Source organism: Pyxidicoccus sp. M6 (assembly GCF_055568925.1).
Window position 1 is genome coordinate 5,677,663 of sequence record NZ_CM145714.1, and the last position, 22,120, is coordinate 5,699,782.

The 22,120-nt window shown below is 68.8% G+C and carries 17 protein-coding genes; 5 read left to right on the forward strand and 12 right to left on the reverse strand.

Going from position 1 to position 22,120, the window contains the following annotated elements:
• Positions 1–57 precede the first annotated feature (57 nt).
• From ACVTJA_RS22760 to ACVTJA_RS22800, 9 genes are all read right to left on the reverse strand, one after another.
• Positions 58–1,134 (reverse strand): NADH:flavin oxidoreductase, encoded by a 1,077-nt coding sequence (locus ACVTJA_RS22760; RefSeq protein WP_465839113.1) that lies wholly within the window; start codon positions 1,132–1,134, stop codon positions 58–60.
• Positions 1,135–1,431: 297 nt separating this feature from the next.
• Complete coding sequence (locus tag ACVTJA_RS22765) at positions 1,432–2,118, reverse strand: hypothetical protein (protein ID WP_465839115.1); 687 nt, start codon at positions 2,116–2,118, stop codon at positions 1,432–1,434.
• 227 nt (positions 2,119–2,345) lie between these two features.
• The gene (locus ACVTJA_RS22770; protein ID WP_465839116.1) at positions 2,346–3,584 is read right to left on the reverse strand and encodes a type I restriction endonuclease; all 1,239 of its coding nucleotides are present in this window, start codon (positions 3,582–3,584) and stop codon (positions 2,346–2,348) included.
• Positions 3,585–3,738: 154 nt separating this feature from the next.
• Positions 3,739–5,187 (reverse strand): flavin-dependent monooxygenase QhpG, encoded by a 1,449-nt coding sequence (gene qhpG / locus ACVTJA_RS22775; RefSeq protein WP_465839118.1) that lies wholly within the window; start codon positions 5,185–5,187, stop codon positions 3,739–3,741.
• Positions 5,184–6,548, reverse strand: a complete 1,365-nt coding sequence (locus ACVTJA_RS22780; RefSeq protein ID WP_465839120.1) for a radical SAM protein — start codon at positions 6,546–6,548, stop codon at positions 5,184–5,186. The genes qhpG and ACVTJA_RS22780 overlap by 4 nt, the downstream gene beginning before the upstream one ends.
• The gene (locus ACVTJA_RS22785) at positions 6,545–7,411 is read right to left on the reverse strand and encodes a hypothetical protein (protein ID WP_465839121.1); all 867 of its coding nucleotides are present in this window, start codon (positions 7,409–7,411) and stop codon (positions 6,545–6,547) included. The genes ACVTJA_RS22780 and ACVTJA_RS22785 overlap by 4 nt, the downstream gene beginning before the upstream one ends.
• Positions 7,408–8,796: a hypothetical protein gene (locus ACVTJA_RS22790; RefSeq protein WP_465839122.1), complete on the reverse strand. Its 1,389-nt coding sequence runs from the start codon at positions 8,794–8,796 to the stop codon at positions 7,408–7,410. Before ACVTJA_RS22790 ends, ACVTJA_RS22785 begins: the two co-directional genes overlap by 4 nt.
• Before the next feature lie 35 nt (positions 8,797–8,831).
• Positions 8,832–10,274 (reverse strand): ferritin-like domain-containing protein, encoded by a 1,443-nt coding sequence (locus ACVTJA_RS22795; protein ID WP_465839123.1) that lies wholly within the window; start codon positions 10,272–10,274, stop codon positions 8,832–8,834.
• 142 nt (positions 10,275–10,416) lie between these two features.
• A complete protein-coding gene (locus ACVTJA_RS22800) occupies positions 10,417–11,502 on the reverse strand; it encodes a lysylphosphatidylglycerol synthase transmembrane domain-containing protein (protein ID WP_465839124.1) in 1,086 nt (361 codons plus the stop codon).
• A gap of 554 nt (positions 11,503–12,056) precedes the next feature.
• On the opposite strand from ACVTJA_RS22800, the gene ACVTJA_RS22805 reads away from it, so the two are divergent.
• The 4 genes from ACVTJA_RS22805 to ACVTJA_RS22820 all read left to right on the forward strand — a co-directional run bounded on the left by ACVTJA_RS22805 (position 12,057) and on the right by ACVTJA_RS22820 (position 16,862).
• Positions 12,057–13,703, forward strand: a complete 1,647-nt coding sequence (locus ACVTJA_RS22805) for a carboxypeptidase regulatory-like domain-containing protein (protein ID WP_465839125.1) — start codon at positions 12,057–12,059, stop codon at positions 13,701–13,703.
• Positions 13,704–13,786: 83 nt separating this feature from the next.
• Positions 13,787–14,590 (forward strand): SDR family NAD(P)-dependent oxidoreductase, encoded by an 804-nt coding sequence (locus ACVTJA_RS22810; protein WP_465839127.1) that lies wholly within the window; start codon positions 13,787–13,789, stop codon positions 14,588–14,590.
• Between the two features lie 50 nt (positions 14,591–14,640).
• On the forward strand, positions 14,641–15,585 hold the full coding sequence (locus tag ACVTJA_RS22815) for a LysR family transcriptional regulator (RefSeq protein WP_465839129.1): 945 nt from the start codon (positions 14,641–14,643) through the stop codon (positions 15,583–15,585).
• Between the two features lie 125 nt (positions 15,586–15,710).
• The gene (locus ACVTJA_RS22820) at positions 15,711–16,862 is read left to right on the forward strand and encodes a fatty acid desaturase family protein (protein WP_465839131.1); all 1,152 of its coding nucleotides are present in this window, start codon (positions 15,711–15,713) and stop codon (positions 16,860–16,862) included.
• An 11-nt stretch (positions 16,863–16,873) separates the two neighbouring features.
• On the opposite strand, the gene ACVTJA_RS22825 is transcribed toward ACVTJA_RS22820, so the two are convergent.
• From ACVTJA_RS22825 to ACVTJA_RS22835, 3 genes are read right to left on the reverse strand one after another with little or no spacing between them, the layout of a single operon-like run.
• Positions 16,874–18,964, reverse strand: coding sequence for a hypothetical protein (locus tag ACVTJA_RS22825; protein WP_465839133.1), 2,091 nt, complete (start codon positions 18,962–18,964; stop codon positions 16,874–16,876).
• 36 nt (positions 18,965–19,000) lie between these two features.
• On the reverse strand, positions 19,001–19,489 hold the full coding sequence (locus ACVTJA_RS22830) for a hypothetical protein (protein ID WP_465839134.1): 489 nt from the start codon (positions 19,487–19,489) through the stop codon (positions 19,001–19,003).
• Between the two features lie 53 nt (positions 19,490–19,542).
• Positions 19,543–20,430 carry a TonB C-terminal domain-containing protein gene (locus ACVTJA_RS22835; protein ID WP_465839135.1) on the reverse strand — a complete coding sequence of 296 codons (888 nt, stop codon included), beginning with the start codon at positions 20,428–20,430 and terminating at the stop codon, positions 19,543–19,545.
• 943 nt (positions 20,431–21,373) lie between these two features.
• Between ACVTJA_RS22835 and ACVTJA_RS22840 the strand changes: the two genes are divergently transcribed.
• The gene (locus ACVTJA_RS22840; protein ID WP_465839137.1) at positions 21,374–22,111 is read left to right on the forward strand and encodes a ferritin-like domain-containing protein; all 738 of its coding nucleotides are present in this window, start codon (positions 21,374–21,376) and stop codon (positions 22,109–22,111) included.
• The last annotated feature ends 9 nt before the right edge of the window (positions 22,112–22,120 follow it).

Here is a 22,120-nt window from a genome sequence, read left to right on the forward strand (position 1 = left end):
GGTGAAGTGACACGGCCTCGCTCCTGCTGGGAGCGGGGCCGTGTGCATTTCAGGGGACTACGCGGCGACGAAGGTCTTCCACTGCCGCATGTAGTTGATGAAGCCGTCGGAGACGCCCTCGCCGCGGAGCGTGTCGGCGGCGACAGGCATGCGATTGATGGCGGAGTCTCGGCGGATGCGCTCGGGCCAGTCGTGGTTGGCGATGGCGGCGCGGCCGAGGGCCACGGCATCCGCGCCATGGGCGAGCTGGGCCTCGGCCTCCTCGCGAGTCCAGATGGCACCGGCGACGACGATGCGGACTTGGGAGGGGACGGCGGCGCGGAAGAGGGGAACGGCGTGGGACTCGGGGCGCTTCTTGGTGTTGAGGGCGGAGCGCCAGAGGGAGAGGTGGAGGATGTCCATGCCGTCGTCGGCGAGCATGCGGGCGACGTCGAGCGTCTCGTCGAGGTCGAGCCCCTTGGCCTGGCCGAAGTCCTCGGGTGAGAGGCGGACGGCGAGGACGAGGGACGGAGCGGCACGGCGGACGGCGCGGACGGTTTCACGGATGAGACGGGCGCGGTTTTCAAGGGAGCCGCCCCAGGCGTCGGTGCGCTGGTTGTAGACGGTGCTGAGGAACTGGGAGAGCAGGTAGCCGTGGGCGCCGTGGAGCTCGACGGAGTCGAAGCCGGCCTGGGCGCACCGGCGGGCGGCGGCGGCGAAGGCTTCGATGGTGCGGTGGATGTCGTCCTCGGTGCCGGCGCGGCAGCGGGTGTCGTCGTCGGTGTGGGCGCTGGCGCTCCAGCGCTCCAGGCCACTGACGGCGGGGTCGGCGCGGAGGCCACCGTGGAAGAGCTGGGCGGAGATGAGCGCGCCACCCTGGTGGACGCGAGCGGCGAGCTTGGTGAGGCCGGGGAGCATGGCGTCGTCATGGACGCCAAGCTCACCGGGCCAGGCCTTGCCGTCCTGGGTGACGTGGGTGGCACATGTCTCGACGAGGCCGAAGCCACCGTCGGCGCGCTTGCCGAGGAAGTGGAGCTCGTCCTCGGACAGCGTGCCATCGGCGTGGCTCTGCATGTTCGTCAGAGGCGCGAGCCAGATGCGGTTGCGGGCAGTGACGTTCTTCCGGAGCTCGAGGGGGGCGAAGAGGCCTGTCATGTCGACGTTTCCTGGGGGCGGGCACGGCGTCCGGCCCCAGTGATAACGCGGAAGGCGGCGCTCGGCTCGGGCAGGTTCACGTAGCTGGGACCTCCGGCGGAGGAGAAACAGTGTGAATCGATTCCAGCACCTCCCACAGCGTCTCAAACGGCTTCTGTCGAGTCAGCGCGCGGCCCTTCTACTTGCCAGCACGACTGCCTTCACTTGCATCGTGCGGGGGCGCGTCCTCCCTAACACGAGAAGGTGCGCACTGGTTCTTGCCATTGCACGGAAAACGCCAGGCTTGGGATTGCTTGTTCATGGGGCCGGAGGCTTCTTCTTTGTCTCTTTCTGTTGCTTTGGATTCTCGTCCTGAGGCGGCTGGGGATTGGCGTCTTGAGATGGCTGTGGTGTCGAACTCAATAGCTGCATAAGTTCGGGATTCTGTTTGATTTCTTCCTTTAGATTATTCAGCGCCTCTCTTTGTTGATCTTTTCTTTCGTAGTAGTTCAGCTTGCCTTGGGCGCTGTCCAGGGAGTCGCGGCGTGACTTGAGCCAGTCTGCCAAGACATCAATGCACACGTCGTAAGCCTCGTCATCATTTTTTAGTTTGTGCGCGCGCGCTGCTGCCGCTGCTGTGTCCGATGCTGCGTTTGACCTGTCGAACATGTAGTAGGCAAGAACGCCAAGTACTGCGCCGCCTGTTGTCAGCAAGAATCCGGGGTGTCTTGCAAGGGCAGTTGTTTTGGTCGGATCATCTCCAACGAGAGGCCCCGCCGCGAGTCCTGCTGCTGCAGGAATGGCCAGAGACCATCCCGTGATAGTATATGCTGAAGATGCTAGTTTGCCGCCATCGACCAGATCTGAGCATAGTTTTCTCTTCTCTATCTGTTGTTCATGCTGGCTGGCCGCATATTGGCTTGGACTTGGGACGTTGCTGCGGGTGGCGGAACAGCCGGCGAGTAGAATTGAAACAATGAGGATTGATGTTGTATTTATTTTCATTTGTCTGTCTGTATGGCGTTGTCGGATCTGTGTGATTTTTGTTCTTATGTGTTTGTGAATGACATGGCGGGTTTCGAGTTGTGTGGATTGGCTGTGATTGTGGGTGTTGTCCTCTTGGCTGTGCTTCTGATGTGGAGAGTCGCGCTGGATGCCTCCGAATCCCGCCCTGAGTGGATTGCAGATGTAAAGATGCCACTTGGTGGAACGAAAAGAGCAGTCTAGGCCAATCAACTACTGATGACGCTGTCTCCCGTTGAGCCTCCGGCGTCGTTTGTTGGCGCACTCTGGCGTCTCGTCTCCTCTTCATACGCCACGAGAACGAGCGCCCGAAGCTTTTCGACATCACTAGTCGCGTTGAAATAGACGCGGCTCTTGCCAATCCCATCTGGGGCCGCTTCGACCTCGAAGCCGGGAGCCAGCATCGACGTCTGTTCCACCGGAAGCCGGGTCACCAACGACTTCTTCTTCCCGTTGGTGAAGGCGCGCAGGAACCAGGAAGAGACCTTGCCCAGGTTGATGCCGAAGTAGCTGGCCGAGTCCTTGTAGCTGATGGCCTGCTTCAGCGCGGACTCCGCGCACATCCGCTGGACGATGCGGAAGATCTCCAGCTCCACCTCCGTCGTTTCGATGAGCGCTCCCGTCGAGCCGGATTCCGCGGTGTCTGCTGCCTTCTGAAGTGCCTCTGCGGGAGTAGGGGAGGGCGGCGCCGCCGGAGCCGCGCTACCCACCTGAGCGTTGGGCTGTGCAATCTCCTGCTGGATGGACTTCGTCATCATGTCCAGCAGCGTCGTCTGGATGGCCTTCTTGACGATGGGGACGAACCGCTCCACCACGTTTTTCGTGACTCGACCGGAGACCAGCTCCACCTCCGCGAGGAGGAAGCGCACGAAGCTCTCCGAGGGATTCCGCAGCAGCTCGTTGATGAGCGCCGTGACCTTGCCCACGAAGATGATTTCCTCGGCATGGCCCTGGATGGACGCCGCGTCAAAGGACTCCTTCGTGAAGGGGCGGAGCAGGTCCACCTCCCGGTCGCTGAACGAGAGGATGTTGAACTCCATGAACGGAGCGGCATCCATCACGTTCGGAGACTGGAGGTCCGTGAAGAAGCGGTAGCGGACGCCGTTGGTGACCACCGCAATCCGAACCGACGGGGTGGCGTTGAAGTAGCGCGCGAGCTGTCCGTCATGGTCCTCGGGCGCCGCGTCCACCGCCTTGCATTCGATGAAGAGCGAGGGCTGTCCCTTGAGATGGAGCGCGTAGTCCACCTTCTCCATGACGCCGCCGCGCTTCTTGGCGAAATCCGCCACGTATTCGGGCTGCGTCTCCGTCGGATCGTAGATGTCGTATCCGAGTACTTGCAGGAAGGGCAAGATCAAGGCCTGCTTCGTGGCCTCTTCTCCCTTGATGAATGACTGCCGCTTCCGGACCTGCTCTGAGAGCTGACGCAAATCTTCGCAAAGGCCCATGTTTGTTCCCCCCGGTGCCGCACGAACCCAATGGTTCGAGGCAAGGGAGAGGCTAGAACAGGCAGACGCGAATACTCAAACGCAAGAGTTGCGCAGACACTGAAGTCAAAGGTCAGAAGTGACACCAAGCGCAGGTTGGCTTTCAGCGAAGCAGTCACCGCGTCTCGCTCGCGCCGACCTCCGTGAGCAGCCCCTGTCGGTAAAGCCAGCCCAGGATGGCGACACCCCGGCGGAATGGCACTTGGCGTCCCCATGTGTCCGCGAGCTGTGGCATCGTCAACCCATCGCGGAGCTCCTCTACGAGTGGCGCCAGCTCCACCCCGTCGAGCCATGCCACCGGCCGCCCGAGACGGGGATGGCTCAGCGCCCGGCGCAGCTCGATGAGGTCTCCGACGATGCACGGCGTGTCCACCAGCGCCGCCTCTCTATCCAACCGCCACCGGCGGTGGAGCAGGGCCTCTCCCTCCAGCGGAGGCGGGCGCATCTCCAGGGTCGCGAGCGTGGACGACGCCTGTGCGCGGCACTTCCAGAATGGCCTGTCCCGGTACGTGCGGTGCTCCGCGTAGTACCCCTCCGCCCATGCCGCGTGCCGGGCCACGGACTCGCGCTGGTCCTCCGTGTAGAAGCGCAGCGCGGCGGAGGCGTTGTCCGGCCGGACGAGCAGCGTATGGACGGCCACCGCGCCGCTCAGCGCCGTCTGCATGGCCTTCTGCACCCCTGACGAAGACAGCGGGTCGATGGAGAAGCTGGCCTCGCCCACCTTGATGCAGTCGCGCTCGATGGGCACCGCGTCCCGGTAGCACGTGGCAACACTAGCCAGCACGCTCCCCACCAGTCGCGGCGATGTCCACGCGCCCAGCAGTCCCGAGCTGGCCAGCAGCTCCCGGTAGAAGGACTCCAGCGTGCGCCGCGTGACGCCTCGCTCGCGCAGCAGCCCCGGGTCCACGAAGGCCATGGCGCTGAAGGTGCCGTCCGGCAGGTGCGCGCCCCAGTACCAGGCATCCGGCCCCGCCTCCACGCGCGTCTCCGGGCCGTGAGGCCTCTCTCCTCGCCAGGAGCCATGGAGCGCTAGCGTCCGCGCGGAGACAGCCTCCTTCCGGCCTCCCAGGCAGGTGCCGCGCCCGCTCGCGTCCGCGAAGAATCGCGCCGATATGCAGAGCCTCCGTACTCCCGACAGGATGACGGGCACCGTCCAGCCACCGTCCCGGCGCTCGGGCCGGTGCGCCGCGGCCGGCTGTAGCACCCGCACGCCCGCGTCGCGCGCCGCGCCCAGCAGCAGCGCATCGAAGCGGCCCCGGTCCACCAACAGCCCGGGCTCCCGCGAGCGCACGCTCCGCCCGGTGTCGTCCTCCCAGCGCACCAGCGCCTCGCGCGCGGGAAGGAAGCGTGCCCGCCGCACCTCCTCTGCCACTCCAAGCACGTCGAGCAGCGGCCACACCCCTGGCGTCAGGGATTCGCCCACGTGGGGCCGGGGAAAGGCATGCCTCTCCACGAGACAGACCGAGTGGCCCAGCCGCGCCAGCCGCAGCGCCAGCGAGGCCCCGGCTGGTCCACCACCGACGACGCACACCTCCGTGTCGAGCCGCGCTTCCAACGGGCTCACCCGTTCGCGGAAGGAAGGCCGAAGTAGTCCGGCCGGGCTCGGGAGAGCCGGCTGTACGCCTCCAGGCAGTAGTGCAGCCAGCCACGGATGTAGTCACAGGCAGGGCGTCCCCGCTGGATGACCTCGTGGTGGCAGCCGCCGGAGCACAGGTAGCGCGCCCAGCACGAGCGGCACGGCTCCTGCCGGTGCACGTGGCGCTCCGCGAGCCAGCGCGCCTGGCGCTCGCGGTCCACGCCGGTATTCACATCGCCCATGGCGCCTTCCTCGTCGCCCACGAAGCGGTGGCACGCGGCCAGTTCGCCACTGGCGGAGACGCCGAGGTAGCCCGCGCCCGCGCCGCACGGGTAGGGCCGATGGGTGCCCTTGTGCAGCTCGCGCATGGCATTGACCATGTTGGAGAACGGGTAGCGCCGTCCGGCCACGAGTCGCCGCTCGAACTCTCGGCCGCAGTCCACCATCTGTTCGAGCATCGTCTCCAGCTCGGCGTGCCCCAGTTCGTCACGTCCGGTGGGCGAGGCGAGCATGGGAGAGAAGCCGACGGAGTGGAAGCCCAGGTCCACGAACGCATCCAGCGTCTGGCGCAGCTCCAGGTTGCGCGGCGTGACGGTGACGCGCGCGGAGACCTGCATCCTGCGCTGGCGCTCCAGCAGCGGCGTTACATTCGCCATCACCTTGTCGAAGCTGCCCTGGCCTCCCTTGAATGCTCGCAGCCGGTCATGCGTCTGCCGGGGCCCGTCCAGGCTCACCGTCACCGCGAAGCCGTGGGCCTCCAGGAAGTCGGCATCGTCGGGCGTCAGCAACGTCCCGTTGGTGGTGAGCGACAGCGTCAGCGAGACGCCCTTCGCCCGAGCGCCCTCCACGGCCCGCTCCGTCGCGGCCCGGATGACGGCGCGGTTGAAGAGGGGCTCGCCGCCGAGGAACGAGAGGTTCACGCGCTCGCCCCGGCCCGCGTCGCGCAGCAGCAGTTCCACCGCCTCCAGCGCCGTCTCCAGCGGCATGTTGCGCGCCGGGCCGCCGAAGTCTCCCTGCTGTGCGTAGCAGTACGTGCAGCCCAGGTTGCACTTCTGCGCCACCGCCAGCGACAGCGCCCGCACGGGCGGAGTCTCCACGGGCCGGTCATCGACGAAGGGCGGCTCGGCGACTCCCAGGGACTCCAGCAGCCGCCGCACCGCCTCGCCGTCCCTCGCGAGCCGCGCGCGGTCCAGTGCTCCGCACACCTCGGCATCCACGTCGAAGAGGCGGCTGCCGTTCACCACCAGCAGGTGCTGGCCAACCTCCGTGGCATAGAGGTGCAGGTCCGGCACGTGGGGCATGGACAGCTCGAAGAGCCGCCGGGCCCAAGCCGTGTCCGGAGCACTCACTTCGAGGGCTCCACGTCCGCCTCCGGGAGCGGGACGACATCGCGGTCCCTCCCTTCAATCTGGAAGTGCAGCAGCTCCTCCCACTGGCGGAAGAGGTCGTCATAGGAGACCAGCCGCGAGTCCTCGCGGTCGTCGAGGATGTACTGGTGGGGTGCCTCGGGGCCGCGCTCCTTCTGCATCCAGTTGATGCCGATGCTGACGCCCTGCGGGCCCTGCTCCACGCTGACGTAGTCCGGGCGACTGGCGGCCCAGTAGTAGCAGGCGCACTCGCGGTAGTCGTTCTGCCAGGGCGAGCACAGCCCCTGCGTCAGCTCGCCCGGCTGGGCCAGCTCCTCGGCGATGACGGCGAGCTGTCCCTGCGCGCCCCGGGCGAAGAAGTGCCGGACCTCGAGGTTCTCCACGATGAGCTTCTTCTTGTCGGTGGGGATGGCGGCCGGCAGCGAGGACTCCGCCAGGGTGAACTCGCAGCGCACCTTCTTGCCCGCCTTGCCGTGCAGCACTTCGGCGAGGGCGTTGGACCACTCCATGAAGGCAACGCCCTCCGGATTGGCCGAGTTGGTGAGCTGGATGGAGGCCGCGCCCGGGCGCTGGGGGCCCATGACGGGGACGACGAGCGGCTGGCCGTCCACGCGCAGCAGGCGGTGGTGGAGCAGGTGCTCCAGGCCCTTGTCCGTCTTCATCACGTAGTTGTCCGCCTCGTGCATCTCGATGCCGACGAAGATGCGGCGCCACACGTTGCGGAAGTCGAACTCCAGCCCGGGGAAGCAGTTGGAGATGGCGGACGCGGGCAGGGTGCCCGGTGGGTTGCCGGCGGCGCGGTAGTGGAGCTGCGCGGACAGGTTCTTCGGGTCGAGCTTCTTCATTCCGCGTCCCCTCCGTTCCGCTTGAACAGGGCCCGCCGCGCGGCCTTGCTGATGATGTCCACCTGACGGCGGGTGAGCGTCAGCGCGCGTCCGTCCGCGCCGCGCATCAGCGCCGGCATCTTCCGGCGCCCCTTGTCGCCGAGGTCGCCAATCTCGTCATGGCGCCTCAGCACATCCGAGAACCAGGGCGCCGCCCCGCCGCGCAGCGCGGTGAAGATGTTCTGGTGCAAGGCCTTGATGGTGAGGTTGTCCACCAGCGACGGGGCCATGATGGGCTCGAAGAGGCGGCCGGTGTCCGCGGTGTCCTGGCGCACCATGGTGCTGGCCACGTCCACCTGGCCATTCACCGTGTTGCCATTCATCACGGCGGTGTTCATCAGCCGGATGGTCTCGAAGGCGCGGCGGACGATGTCCTCGGCCGCCTCCAGCGTGGCGTCGCGGTCTGCCGCGCGCGGCCCGTTCAGCGCCTGGTCCAGGTCGTCCGCCACCGTGCGCACCGGGAAGCTGTCCGGAGCGAAGGCCGGCGGCCCCGCGCCGATGCGGGCGAAGGCCTTCAGCGGCTCGGGGGTGCCCTTGAGCTTCAACTGCACGTGGACCAGGCCATCGCACTCGTCGTCGAGGTAGCCGCGGCTCACCCAGTCGTCGCCCTCGGGATAGCCGGCGTAGATCTGCGCGGGCATGGTCAGCTCGGGACTGACGCTCTCCTTGTAGCCCTTCCAGTCGCCCTTCTCCGGGTCGTAGATGATGTTCTCGGGAGGGAGGTTCTCGTCGGGAACCGGCTTGCCATCCGGCCCGGGCGTCTCCGCGCTGGCGCCGTACACCTCGCCCTTCGCGGGCGTGAAGCGCAGGCGTATCTCCGGGAACTCTTCGGTGGGGCGGATGTAGCGCACCGAGCCCAGGGGCAGCACCTTGCCCTCGCGGAAGTTGCGGCACCTGCCTTCGAGTGGGTGGACGTCGTGGTCGGAGAAGCGCCCCGTGACGGCCAGGACCTTGTCCTTCTCATTGCCGGTGCGGCGGAACATCTTGATGTTTCCGACCCGCACCTCCCACTTCACGTCCGAGGGGCGCAGCCCATGCTGGGCGAGCAATTCCACGGTGAGGGGGACGAGGCTGTCCTTGTCGGTGACGGCCCAGACCTCCAGGAAGGGAGCCACCGGGCGGATGAGGTTGTCGGGAGACTTGAAGGCAATCTCCGTGGGGAGGAAGGCCTCGGAGATGGCACCCGTCGCCGGGTCCACGCGGAAGGTGGGGGCGGGCTCGAGGCGTCGGAAGCCGAGCGGGTCCTCGTCAGGCACCGTCAGCTCGTAGTTGTCCAGCGGTTCCGGGGCCGCGCCGAGACGCGCGATGGCCAGCGGGGGAAGGATTCGCAGTTCCTTGATGGTCACGCCAGGTCCTCCGAATGAGGCGGAGCGAGTGCGGCTCAGGGCTTCGGAATCATCTGGCGGACGCTCTGCAGCGCCGCCCCGTCCAGGTCCTCCAGGGCTCGCAGGTAGTCGGCGTGCCGATTCGGATACTGCTCGCGCAGCGTGCGGACGAGCAGCTGGGCGGCCTCCAGCAGGTCGCGGTGGAGCCTCCACCGGTCCGCCTCCGTGTCGGGCAGGTCCAGCGTGTAGGGCATCTCGAAGGGCGGCCCCGCCACCGCACCGGAGCCGGAGTCGTCCAGCGGCAGGTCCACCAGGATGTGGGAGATGGCGCGCACGTTGTACATCTCCCCGAACGTGCGGTTGATGAGCAGCCCGCGCGGGGTGAGCGCGTCGCCCTGACCCGTGGCGCCGGCGAGCTGGTACGCGTGGGACAGGTACACCAGCAGCATCCGGTAGCGCACATTGAACAGGTGCGCCCACGTGGCGGACTCCGGGTGGGTGATGGGCGTGCTCGTCACGGGCGCCGCGGCGCGGCCTTTCGCCGTGGCGCGCACCACGCGGTTGGCGTTGAGGTCCATCACCGTCTTCGGGTTGAGCGGCACGGGGCGGGTGGGTGTCCACTCGCCGTCGGGGAACTCGCGGTAGATGTCGAGGAAGCGGCGGAAGTGGGAGCGCTCGTTGTCGCCCTCGTCGTAGAAGAGGGCCTCGCCCTGCTTGCCGATGGCGGCCAGTGCCTCCACGGCCTCGTCGCGGCTGCTGACGGGGCGGACGATGACGTCCGGCGTCTCCTGCCGTTGCGGCGAGGTGGACTGCCCGCGCGCGCCGCGCATGTAGCCGCGCCCCCACTCGTCCCAGGAGGCCTGGAAGGTGGTGGTGGCCGGCTGGAAGTCGGCCTCCTTCACGTACTCGGGGTTGGCGAGAATCTTCTGCATGCGGTCATACAGCTCGCCCACGCGGTGCAACGACTGCTGACCGCTGGAGCCCTGCTGCGCGCGCTTCTTGATTTCCTTCGCCTCGTCGGTGTCCCAGCCGGCGGGCATCTCCGCGTAGACGTAGCGGGCCAGCGAGTCCTTGGTGAGGGGCTCCAGGGTGAACTCGAACGGGTAGAACTGCGCGCCCCAGGGGTAGTCCTCGCGGTCCAGGCACAGGGGCGCGCCGATGAGCCGCAGCACGTTCTGCACGGTGATGAGGTGCCCCATCTCCTCCTTGGCGATGCCCAGGACGACTTCCTGCCAGTGCCTGACCTTCTCGCGGTTCCTCGAGGGCACCTGCGGGCCGCCCAGCGAGTAGGCGGCGTACAGGTACTGCGCCATCAGGGCGTGCTCCACCTCGGCGGCGATGTGGAGGAGGAGGACGGCGTAGTCGTGCCAGGAGAACTCAGGGGGCAGCACCGGGGCGGTGCGCAACAGCGGTTTGACGCCTCGGGCCTTCGGCGCCAGGGCTCGCAGCTCCGCTGCCGCCGGCTCGAATCGCAGCAGCGACTCGAGGTGTCTGCTCATCCGTGCACGCATGTCCCCTCCCCGACATCGTGGATGCAGCGGCCGGGGACCAGAACACTCCGAATTTCAGGAGTCAATTCGTTGCATCTGCGTGGACGGACGGAAGTGTTCGCCAGCAACCGTTGCTATTCATTCAGTGAAGTCAAAGCTCAGAAGCAACACCAGACACAGGTTGGCTTTCAGCGAAGCGGAGGGAGAAGCGTGTCGCTCCATCTGCTCCCTTGAGCCGCGTCTGGAGCAGCAACACGTAGCCCACTCCCATCCAGCACAGCTCACGGGCTCGCTTGAGCAGGACGAAGGCCGCCACCGCATTCAGTCCGTCCGCTCCTTCCGAGCCCGAGAGGAACGCCGCGTAGCCAGCGTCCTGCACACCCAGCCCCGCGGGAATGAAGAACACCAGGGCGCGCACGACGGACATCAGCGCCTCCAGCGCCACCGCGTCGCCGAACGTCACATCGAAGCCCAGCAAGCGCAGCAGCAGGTATGCCTCCACGGACTCGGCCAGCCACATCCCGAGGTACGGCACGGCCAGCGGTGCCAGTTGGCGCGGAACGAGCACCCGGCGCAGCGTTCCATCTGCTTGCTCGAAGTCCGCTCGCTTCCGCTCCACCCATCCTCGAACGGAGTGAATGGGCAGTCGCTGGAGCCACCGGCCCAGTCTCCCCGCGAGGCCGCCTGCCATCACCCAGCCGGACATCAACGCGATTCCCACGAGGGCCACTGCCATGGCGCCCATCAGCCAGGGCAGGGCGCCACCGCCAATGCGTTGCATGGATGGACCCGTGAGGATGCGCGTGCCCAGCATCAGTCCCACGCAGAGGTAGAGCCCGTGTCCCAGGAGGATGAGCCCCTTGCGCACGGCGATGACACTGACGCCCTCGGTGAGCGGGACGCCATGTTGCGAGCGCAGCAGCACGGGCTTCATCGTCTCCGCCAGGAGCGCTCCCGCGGGCAGGCTGATGACGAGCGCCTCGGCTCCCGCGCGGAGGCAGAAGAGCTTCACCGCGTCCACCGACCGGCCCAGGGTGGCCAGCAACCGGCTCCAGGCCAGACCGTCCAACGCGAGCGAGACGCCATAGGGCACGAAGGCCAACAACACCACCGGCCCGAGCTGTGTCACGGTCTCCCACGTCCGCGACAGGTCCGCGTTCCGGAACGTGAGGTGGAGGCACACCGCCGCGAGGACCAACCCCAGCACGAACACTGCCTGCGCGCGGTACTTCTTCATCCGACAAAGGAGCGCTCCGTCCACCGGTCCTGGCACGTGGGCTCCGACGCTTCCGCCTCCATGGGTCATGCCCGAGCACCCTAGAGAGGCCACGTGACATCCACGCCGCGCTCGCGTGGACCTGGGTGACATTTCGCTGCCACCTTTTCAACGCGGCCTGTGTCCGGGCTCTTCGGAGGCTGCACCCATGTCGCCCGGGAATCCCCATGGGTGGAGAGCAGTTGCGACGCCTGCCGCTCCTGCGGAGGATGACGCTCATGGCTGATTCGAAGCGCCGGTATGGAGTCTGGGGGATTTTGAGCTTGCTGTTGCTGGGCCTCGGGCTGTGGTGGGCGCTGGCTCGTGACTCCGGAACGCATCCTCCCGAGTCCACGCAGACCTCCAGGACTTCATCCGCCGGTACGCGCTCCGAAACCGCCAGCGCGCCGCCGTCCGCGATGCAGCCCGCACCGTCCACTCCGTCCGCACCGGTTCCCGCTCCGTTGCTCCGGTTGCCGTCGGCACAGCGCACAGAGGCTCCCGCCAATGCTCCCGGGGCCTTCTCCGGTCGGGTGGTGTCCGCCACGAACGGGCAGGGCGTCCCGAGTGCGGAGCTGACCTTCGCGGGTCCTTCAGGCGCGGCCAGCACCCGCACGGACGGCGCGGGCGCCTTCCGCTTCCTGCCGGACCAGGAGGGGCTCTGGCAGCTCGCCAGCATTCGGGCGGAGGGCTTCCTGCCCTTCGGTCCGGATTGGGGCCAGAGCCCCGTCCGCCTCACCGCGCGTCCCGGCAGCGGCGTCGATGGCCTGGTGCTGGCCCTCACGCCCGAGGAGTCCTGGACCGTCCGCGTGGAAGGTCCCGATGGCAAGCCGCTCGCGGACGCGCAGGTGCGGCTCCTCACGGGCCGCTCCGGAGAGACGGTGCTCTTTCCCACCAACGATGAATTCACCACCAGCGCCGATGGCGAGGTCCGCCTCAGTGCTCCCGAGGGCTCCTCTGTCGAAGCTCGCCATCCCAGACATGCTCCCGCACGCGCCGCACTGACCTCGCGCCTCGCGGGCCGGCGTGCGGTGCTGCGCCTCAAGGCGGAGACGCCGGCCACCAGCGAAGTGCTCGCGGGTCGCGTGGTGGACGAGTCAGGCACTCCCATCGCGGGTGCAGGTGTCCGCGCCGGCCCGCCTCGCGGTTCTCGCCTGCCCGGTGCCGAAGACAACGGCGCTCCCATGGCTGAATCGATGACGGACGCCGACGGCCGCTTCCTCCTGGAGCGCCTGGCACCCGGCCGCTACGACGTCTTCGCGGAAATCCTCGGACGCGTGAGCGCCACTGCAGCCAACGTAGAGGCCGGGCGGCGGGACCTCGTCCTCACGCTGGCTCGCGGCGCCCGCCTCACCGGCCGAGTGCGCGACGAGCGCGGTGCTCCTGTCGCGTCCTTCCAGCTCGAACTGCAACTCCATCGCGGCCCCCTGGAGCGCGAGTTCGGTTCCGCCCTGACCGTGGTGGACGCCGACGGCCGCTTCACCGTGGAAGGACTTGCTCCCGGCACGTACACGCTGCGTGTCGCCGCCTACGGACTCGCTCCCTCCGCGTCCACGGTGGAGGTTTCTCCCCATGTCGCGGACGTGGGCCCCATCGACATCACGCTGTCTCCCGGCGCGCGGCTGGAGGGGCAGGTCGTGAAGAGCGGAGGCGGAGGCCCCATCAGCGGAGCCCGCGTGCAAGTGGAGGGCGGTGTCTACGACGCGTCCCTCGCCACGGCGTTTGACGCCATGACCGACACGTCCGGCCGCTTCACGTTGGACGGACTGGCGCCGGGCTCGCTGTCCCTCTCCGTGAGCGCGCCGGGCCATGACACGCGTCTCGTGGACCGGGTGACGGTCGGCCCTGGCGCGCCGGCGCTGCCGCCCATCGAGCTCAACCCCGTGGCCGACGGAGGAACGGCGCGCATGGAGATGGTGGGTATCGGCGCGGTGCTGGGCCCTCGCGACGACGCGCTGGTGATGGGGCAGATCATCGCCACCGGTGGAGCGGCCGAGGCGGGGCTGCAACCCGGAGACGCCATCGTGAGCATCGACGGGACCAACGTGGTGGAGATGGGCTTCCCCACGGCGGTGCAGCGCATCCGCGGCCCCGAGGGTAGCCGCGTCATGCTCGGCATCCGGCGCGCGGGGCGCACCGACGTCGAGGTGGTTCCCGTCACCCGGAAGAAGATCCAGGTCTGACTACTGGCTGCTTTCCATTTTTGGAAACCCCATTTCCGCCGCTCGCCGTAGTCGGGTGGGTTCGTGCTCGTCACCATTGGCGCATGAACCCTTTCGATTTCGCAGGCAGGACGGTGCTCGTCACCGGTGCATCCATGGGGCTGGGCGCGGAGTTTGCCCGGCAGCTCTCGCGGCTCGGTGCCTCGCTGATTCTGGTGGCTCGCAGTGAGGAGAAGCTCCAGGCACTGGCAACGGAGATGGGCAGGGCCCACGTCATCCGAGCGGACCTCACCGCTTCGGGCGCATCCCAGCGTCTCTTCGATGAGGTCCGGGCCCGAGGCCTGGAAGTCGACGTCCTCATCAACAACGCCGGGTACGGCCTGCATGGCGGGTTCGACGTCCTGTCCCTCGAGGAGCAGCGCGGAGAGATCGACCTCAACGTCCGTGCGCTCGTCGAATTGACGTACCTGTTCCTTCCCGCCCTCGAACGGCGCCAGGGCGGCGTCATCCAGGTAGCCTCGATGGCCGCCTTCCAGCCGACGCCCTACATGGCCGTGTACGGCGCGACGAAGGCGTTCGTTCTCTCGTTCAGCCACGCGCTCTGGGCGGAGTACCGGGAGCGTGGCGTCCGCGTGCTGGTCCTATCTCCCGGCGCCACCGACACGCCCTTCTTCGAGCGTTCGGGCGAGGGCGCCTCACCCGGAAAGAAGGCGCGTCCGGAGGACGTGGTGCGGGTGGGGCTCGATGCATTCGTCGCCGGCCGTGCGTCGGTCGTGCACGGTACCGGCAATCGGCTCGCTGCATTCAGCACGCGTTTCTTCAGCCGCACATTCGCCGCGAAGCTCATCGAGCGCATCACGAGACCGCGGCCTTCCGCGCTCCTCCCGCAGCCCACGGGCAGGCATTGACGTCCACGCATCGCCGCTCGAGGCAAGAAGCTGTAACGTGCTTTCCACTCATGGAAAACAAGCTGCCGGCCTGGGATGACCTGCGCGTCCTGCTCGAAGTGCATCGCCAGGGCAGCTTCTTGGAGGCAGGGCTCCAGCTTGGCTTGTCCACCTCCACGGTGGCACGCCGCATCGGGGCACTCGAGAAGGACCTGGGGCGTGCCCTGGTCCACCGGACGTCACGAGGCGCCCTGCTGGAGAAGGACGCGCTGGAGCTCATCGCGCTCGCGGAGAACTTCGAGCAGGGGCTCCGCGCGCAGCGGCGTGACGGCGGCCGGCGCTCCCCCTATGCGGGCAGGGTCCGCATTTCGCTTCCGGATGGCTTCATGACGGCCGCGGCCGAGGCCGCCGCACGCTTTCGTCGCCGGCATCCGGAGACCCATATCGAGGTCATCTCGGAGCTGCGCTTCGTGGACCTGGCCGCGCGCGAAGCGGACATCGGCGTGCGCGGTGGACGGTCCACGTCGCCAGTGCTCATCGAGAAGCCGCTGGGTGACGTCATTCCAGGGCTCTACGCGAGCGCGGAGTACCTCGCCCGTGCGCTCCCCAGCCGCTTCCTCGCTGACGGCGACCATGCCCGGCACGACTTCATCGTCGAGGACGAGAGTCCGCAGGGGCGGGGCTCCTCGCAGTGGCTGGTGCAGCGAGGGGCCTCGCGGTTCCCGTTCCGCTCGAACTCGGTCGAAGCACGCCTGCACGCCGCGAAGTGCGGGATGGGGCTCGTCCTCCTCGGGCTCGGCGCGGAGCGGCAGCATCCTGGCTTGATTCGCGTGGGGCTGGAGACGCCGCTTCCGGGCCTCCGCTTCTACCTCACGATGCACAAGGACCTGCGCGGCGTCCCCCGCATCAGAGGTGTCGCGCTGGCCCTCCAGGAGGTCTTCTCCGAGTACCTGGCCACGCAGGCCGAAGCGGAAGCCCGGGCGCGTCAGGACCGACCTGGACCGAAGGCGAGGTAGCACTGCGTCCTCGAAGGCGGGGGGCTTCCCGCTCGCCTTCTGAATGACGATTCCACGGCGCGGCCCTTCCCGGGGTTCGCGGTGGAGGCTACCGTTCGCGCCCCTTCATCGCCCGAGGAATGCCCGTGAGTCCGTCCCCCACCGCCCCCGACTTCGACCTTGCCGCCGTGGACGTGGACGGCTTCCACCGCGAGCTGAAGGAGCTTCGCGAGCAGGTCGACGCATCGCTCGGCGAGGCGGACGCGGCGCACCTCCGGAAGATCGAGCGGTGGGGTAGGGTGGCCACGCTGCTCGGCGTGGCGACGTGCTGGATTGGGCCCAATCTGCTCAGCGCCGCGGCGCTCAGCCTGGGCCGCTCCACGCGGTGGCTCCTCATGCACCACGTGGGGCATCGCGGCTATGACCGCGTCCCCGGACTGCCCGCGTCGCGCACGGGCAAGGGCTTCGCGAAGGGCTGGCGCCGCTTTCTCGACTGGCTCGACTGGATGCTGCCCGAGGCCTGGATCTTCGAGCACAACGTCCTCCACCACTCGCACACCGGCGAGGACGCGGACCCCGACCTCCTGGAGCGCAACGCGGAAGGGACGCTGCGCAACCCCGAGCGTCCGCTCGCGCTCCGCTACGTGCAGCTCGCCCTGCTCGCGCTCACCTGGCGCGCCAGCTACTACGCGCCCGAGACGCTCAGCTCGCTGCGCCGCAAGGGCCGGCGCAAGGGCGGCTCGCTCACGGGCGCGGAGCTGAAGGAGCTCGTGCTCAGCTGCTACCTGCCTTACGCCGCCATCCAGTTCGGCCTCTTCCCCGCGCTGTACCTCGTCGTCAGCCCGTGGGCGGCCTTCAGCGCGCTGTGCAACTCGGTGCTGGCGGACATCTTCACCAGCCTGCACACCTTCCTCGTGGTGGGCCCCAACCACACGGGCGAGGACCTGTACCGCTTCGACTCGGCCCCGGAGAACCGCGGCGCGCGGTACGTGCAGCAGGTGATTGGCAGCGCGAACTACCGCACTGGCGGGGACCTGAACGACTTCGCCCACCTGTGGCTCAACTATCAAATCGAGCACCACATCTGGCCGGACCTGCCGATGCTCAAGTACCGCGAGGTGCAGCCGAAGGTGCGCGCCCTCTGCGAGAAGTACGGCATCCCCTACGTGCAGGAGAGTGTCTGGACGCGCGTCCGGAAGATGGTGGACGTCGTCGTGGGCAAGAGCTCCATGAAGCGCCTCACGCCGCGCCAGGACGAGGCCGAGAACCTCGCCACCGATCCGGTTCCGGCGGCCTGAGCCGTCGGCCCTCAGGGCACCTCGGGACGCGAGTACGTACAGGCGCGAAGCGCTGCGGGCCGGGAGAGGGCCTCACCCGCCGCGGCTTCGAGCCGCACGAGCTGCGACTCATCCAACGGGTCCCCGCCGCACACGGCCGCGCACTTCGCCTCCGCTGCATCCACTTGCTGGCAGTAGTCCTCCAGCACGTCCCGTGGGGATGCCGAGGTGCCGGTGCCGCCGAGAGGGAACGGAGGCCTCCGCGTCCCGGGCGGCGGCGGACCGAGGTGCTCCGTGGCGGCGTCGATGCAGAGGAACTGGCGCTGGACCTCGGAGAGACAGTCCCGAGCCGCGTCCCGGGGAATGCCCCGACCGTCCCACTCGGCCAGGCCCGCGGCAGCCGCGGCGCGCACGCGTGCGTCGGGAGACTGGAACGCACGAGCGAACATCTTCGGCTTCTCCTCCGGCCACAGGAGCAGGGACGCGACGTAGCGCACGAGTCCAGCCGAGGGCTGTCCCTTCAAGGCCTCGTCGACGAGCAGGCGCAGGGCGTCATCCTCCAACGTCACGCGCCACAGCCCCTTCCGCCCGAGCAGGCCATCGAGCACCACGTCGCGGCCGCCCAGACGGTCCACATTGCGCGGCGCGAGCAGCTTGCCGGCCACCGCCGCGTTGACGTGCAGCGCTTCGAGCAGCATCGGCTCGCGCTCCACCAGCCAATCCACCAGTGCCTCGGCCCGCGCGGGCACGTCGAGTCCCAGCGCGTTGCGCAGCCCGCGCAGCTTCTCCGCCGGCAGGGGCTCCAGTGCATCCATCAACTCTCGCGGCTCCAGCGTGGCCGTGTGCTGTTCGAGCACCAGCATCGTGGTGCCCTGGCAACGCTCGTGGGTTCGAGCGAGTGCCTTCAGGCGCGGCCCCGTGAGCCGGAACGAATGGGCATCGGCGAGCTGTGAGCAAGGCGCGGTCTCGGCCCAGGCGCCGAAGGCCGCATCGCTCGCGCGGCCCTGTCCCTGCGCCTCGTCGAGCAACTCCAGCCGCCCGGTCAGGGAGGGATGCTTCGCGCGAGCCTGGTCGAGCAGAGCGAGGACCACGGGCTGTCGCGGCAGGGGCCGCAGTTCCCGCAGTCCGGGCCATCGGCCCTCCAGGACGTCGGCGAGCGCCGCGGCGCTGGCAGGCGGTGACACCGCCGCCACGTCGGTGATTCGCCTCGCCCGTGCCTCCGGGGCCTCGGCCATGAGCAGCGTGGCCACTCGTGGCGCATGGGCCGCGAGCAGGGCCTCGCGTCCCGCCATCTTCGTGCTGTTCGCGAGCGCCAGCAGCGTGAAGCAGTGGGCTCCCGGGCACACGGCGTCGAAGCGCGCGAACACCCGGGGCAGTGCCGCGCGCACGCCCTCGACGCGGCACTCTGGCGAGAGCACCGCATCGAGCAACCCGCCTTCACGCTCCAGGGCTGCCGCGGCGTCGGCGCGTTGCTCAGGCGTGGAGCGCAATCCGCAGAGCGTCGTGCTCAAGGGCGGAGGCGACTCGTCCAGTGGCACCAGCTCTCGCGCGGTGGGATGGGCCGCGTATTCCTTCCGTGCCACGCCGACACCCGCACGTGCCAGCGTCGCCAACTCCTGGAGTGCCGCCGCGCAGGGATGGTCCTTGGCGTACGGGCCGCCCACACAGTCATGCTCCGCGACGATGTCGTGGTAGTGCCAGAGCGGGTCTGCCTTCTTCCTCCAGGCCTCGCAGTCGGGCATCTGGACGGGAGCTTTCGTCCCTGCTCGCGTGACGACGCCATGCGCATCCAGTGCGAAGCGCAGCCCCTCCACGCCAGGCCCCACGCCTCGCGCCTCGGCCTTCAGCGCCTCGGCGGACGTGCCCGCCTCGGTCACCGTGAAGACGAACCCGCAGCCTCCCACGGACGCGGGCTCCGACTCGGGAGGTCGAGTTCCGCCATGACACGGGTGGGGGAGGAAGCCGACCTGCTCGGGCGGGGCGTAGCGGTCCTTCTCGGCGAAGTACGCCTTCTCCGCCGTGAACAGCCACGTCAGTCCGCATACGGCTTCGCTCGTGGACGCGGAGGGCGCCGGGGAAGCCGCCGCCATCGCGAGAAGCACCCAACCTGCCACCGTCACCATGAATCCCCTTCCATCGACTGTCCCGTGTGCGGGCGCTCAGGCCCGGCGGTGCCGCGCGGGCGGCGCGGGCCGGTCCAGCGCCGTCTCCGTGGACGGCTCCTCCTGCCGGACCACCTTCACGTCCACCACGCGAGCCCCATCCGGCGGCATCGGCGGCCCGAGCGTCACCACCAGCGACCGGTATGCCTCCTCCAGCCGCTTGTGCAGCTTGGTGAAGACCTGCTGCGCGGTGCCGGGCATGTCCTCGGTGTACGTGAAGTACCAGCGCAGCTCGTCCAGGCGGTCGTAGAAGTGGTCCACCACGGCCTGCTCCTGCTCGGAGAGGTAGACGAGCTGCTCGAAGGCCCCGCTGGCGTAGCGCGAGGCAACGGTGCCCAGCAGCGGCTCGCGGCTGCGCAGCCGCGAGAAGAGGGCGAACATCTCGTCACGCCGCGCCTCCAGCCGGCGCATGATGCCGGCCGCGTCCATCGCGAGCAGGTTTCGGACGCGCGCGGCCACTTCATCGGCCTTCTTGCGACGAGCCATGGCCCGTGAGCCTACCTCCGCCGCGCCTCTGGACCAATACGGGGCCGGCGCCGTCAGTAGACGCGCAGCAGGTGGGCACTGCACACGAAGCGCGGGTTGCGGAAGTCGATGACCTCGATTTCGCCCGTCGTCTCCTCGAAGCGGCCGGCGAGCACTCCGGCGGCGAGCGCGGCGGCCATGTAGAGGGAGTCCTGCGTCTTCAGGTCCTTGAGCTTGCGCAGGTATATGACGCGCCCTTCCACCGACCAGAGCGTGTGGATGCCGTCAGGCCGCACGCCCCGGGCGTCGTCGGGAGGAGGCGCGAGCTTCGCCAGCGCGGGTGGCACGCCGTTCAAGACATACGCGTCATAGGCCTTGTTGCCGCTCGTCGACACGAGCTTCGCGTCGAGCAGCGCACCATCGGGTCCCTGGTGCAGCTCGAGTGTCACGACGAGCTTCTTCCCCCCACCGCCCGCGAGCTTCTGCATCTCCTCGCCGGCCTGGACGCGTTCGCGCAGGTACTCCATCGCCTCGTCTCCGCGCTCCTGCAGAATCTTGAGCTGCTCGGACACGGTGGGCGCCATGGGGGCCGGGCCCGTGCCGGGATTGCCTGTCGCGCCGAACCTGCCGGCCTGCGAGGCCCATGAGGTCGTGGATTGCTCCAGCAGGCTGGTGCCGGCGAAGACGGGTGCGTCTTCCAGCGACTTCTCGAGGGCCGCGCGGAGCCGGCTGAAGTACGGGTCGATGAGCCCGTTGTCCACGCGGAGCGCCGCTTGATTGTCCTCGATGAAGCCCCGCACGCGGCCACCGACACGGCCGCGCTCCTGGGCGGCGAGGGTCTCGGGAGAAAGGCTCGGGTCTCCCGGGCGGAGAGTTCGGCCGCTCTGCATCTTCGGACCGGTGACGGGCGGACCTCCGGGGATGAGCGACGGCGGCAGGGGGTACATGGAGCCGTCGGACACACGCGGGCGACTCGGCGCGTCCGGGCGTGGAGGCGTGGAGGAGTCAGGCCCGGAGGACACCGGGGGCGTGTCTGTCATTGGCTGCCCCGGTGCTGTGTCCGATGCCCGCGATGGTGGCGACTCCGCGGCGGGTGGTGATGCAGGGACCGGCGTCACGCCATCGGGCGGGGAGGGTGACGCTTCCGTCCGGTCGTCTACGGGCGGAGCCTCGCGTTGGCGCGGAGGCTCGGGAGCGGGTTTCTCGCGAGGTGGCGGCGGAGGCCTCACGGGGGGCACTGCCTGCGCGGGCGGAGGCACCACGGGCGGCGCGCTCTTCGGCCGGGTGACAATCTCCACGACGAGCGGGGTGTTGCTGGATGGCCGTGCGGCGGAGCGCGCCGGAGGCTCCGCACGCCAGAGGAGCGCGAGCAGCGCCAGGTGGATGGCGAGCGAGATGAGGGTGGCCCACCCGAAGCGTTGAAAGCGCCGCATTGCTACTCCCACGCTCCCTGAGACATCGCCTCGGCCCCGTCGAGGTCGGGGTTTCGCGCCGGCCCTGCGCCCCCCACGAGGATACCGAGGGGGCTTCTTCCACGGAGGCTACGGCTGATGCGCCGCGACATTGCGTGAGGTCCCCGCCATTTCCCTCGGACGGATGCGTGCGATGTCGGACGCTTCGCCACGAGACGCAGCGTGCCATCGCCGTGCGGGAAAGACCTCGGCCGGGGGCCGGAGGGCGTGGCTCGGCCTCGGGATGGAGGGACCTCCGCCTCGCGGCCGACTTCAGGGAGGGATGGGATTCCGCGCACCTGGAGTATCGTGCCCGGCGCTTCTCGTCGTGCATGGGTGTTGCCCGCCCGGAAAGGTTCGGGGCCGCGATGGAGTTCAGGAAGCTGTTCCAAATGCTGGTGATGGGCGGCGCGATGTCGGCAGGCGCCACCGCTTGCGGCGGAGTGCCGGGCTTGTGAGCGACACGAAACCGGAGCTGCTGCCGGAGGTGGTGCGACGGCTCGTCGCCGAGGCGTGGACGTTCCGCCGCCAGGTGGAGTTGGACGCGGAGCTGCGCTTCGTCCGGCTGACGGAGCGGCTCGCGCGGTTCGGTGCACCCGAGCCCCTCGTCGCCCTGGCCCGCCGTGCCGCGGACGACGAGCGACGCCACGCGGGCATGTGCGAGCGGCTTGCGCGCGAATATGGCCAGGAGGAGATGCCTCCGGCCCCCGTGGCGGTGGAGGAGGTGGCGCCGCCCGCGCTGCCGCTGCGCGAGCAGGTGCTCTACGAGGTGGTCGCCGCCTGCTGCATCACCGAGACGGAGAGCACCGCCGTGCTCACCACGCTGCTGGTGCCGGACGGACCGCCCCGCGTGCGCTCGGTGCTGCGCGACATCCTCCGGGACGAGGTGGCGCACAGCCGCCTGGGCTGGGCCTGGCTCTCGCACGAACACGAGCGTGGCTCGGTGGGCTTCCTGGCGCGCCATGTGCCGGCGATGCTGGAGGGCAGCGCGGCGCCCAACCTCTTCGCGCCGGGACGGCCGGAGGAGGAGAGCCCCGCGCTGCTGAAGCACGGGGTGCTGCCGCACGCGCGCAAGCGGGAGACCTTCGTGCGGGCGCTGCGCGACGTGGTCTTCCCGGGCCTGGAGCGCTTCGGAGTGGACACCGCGCCCGCGCGGGAATGGGTGGAGCGCCGAAGCGCCGCGGGAGCGTAGCGGGCAGGG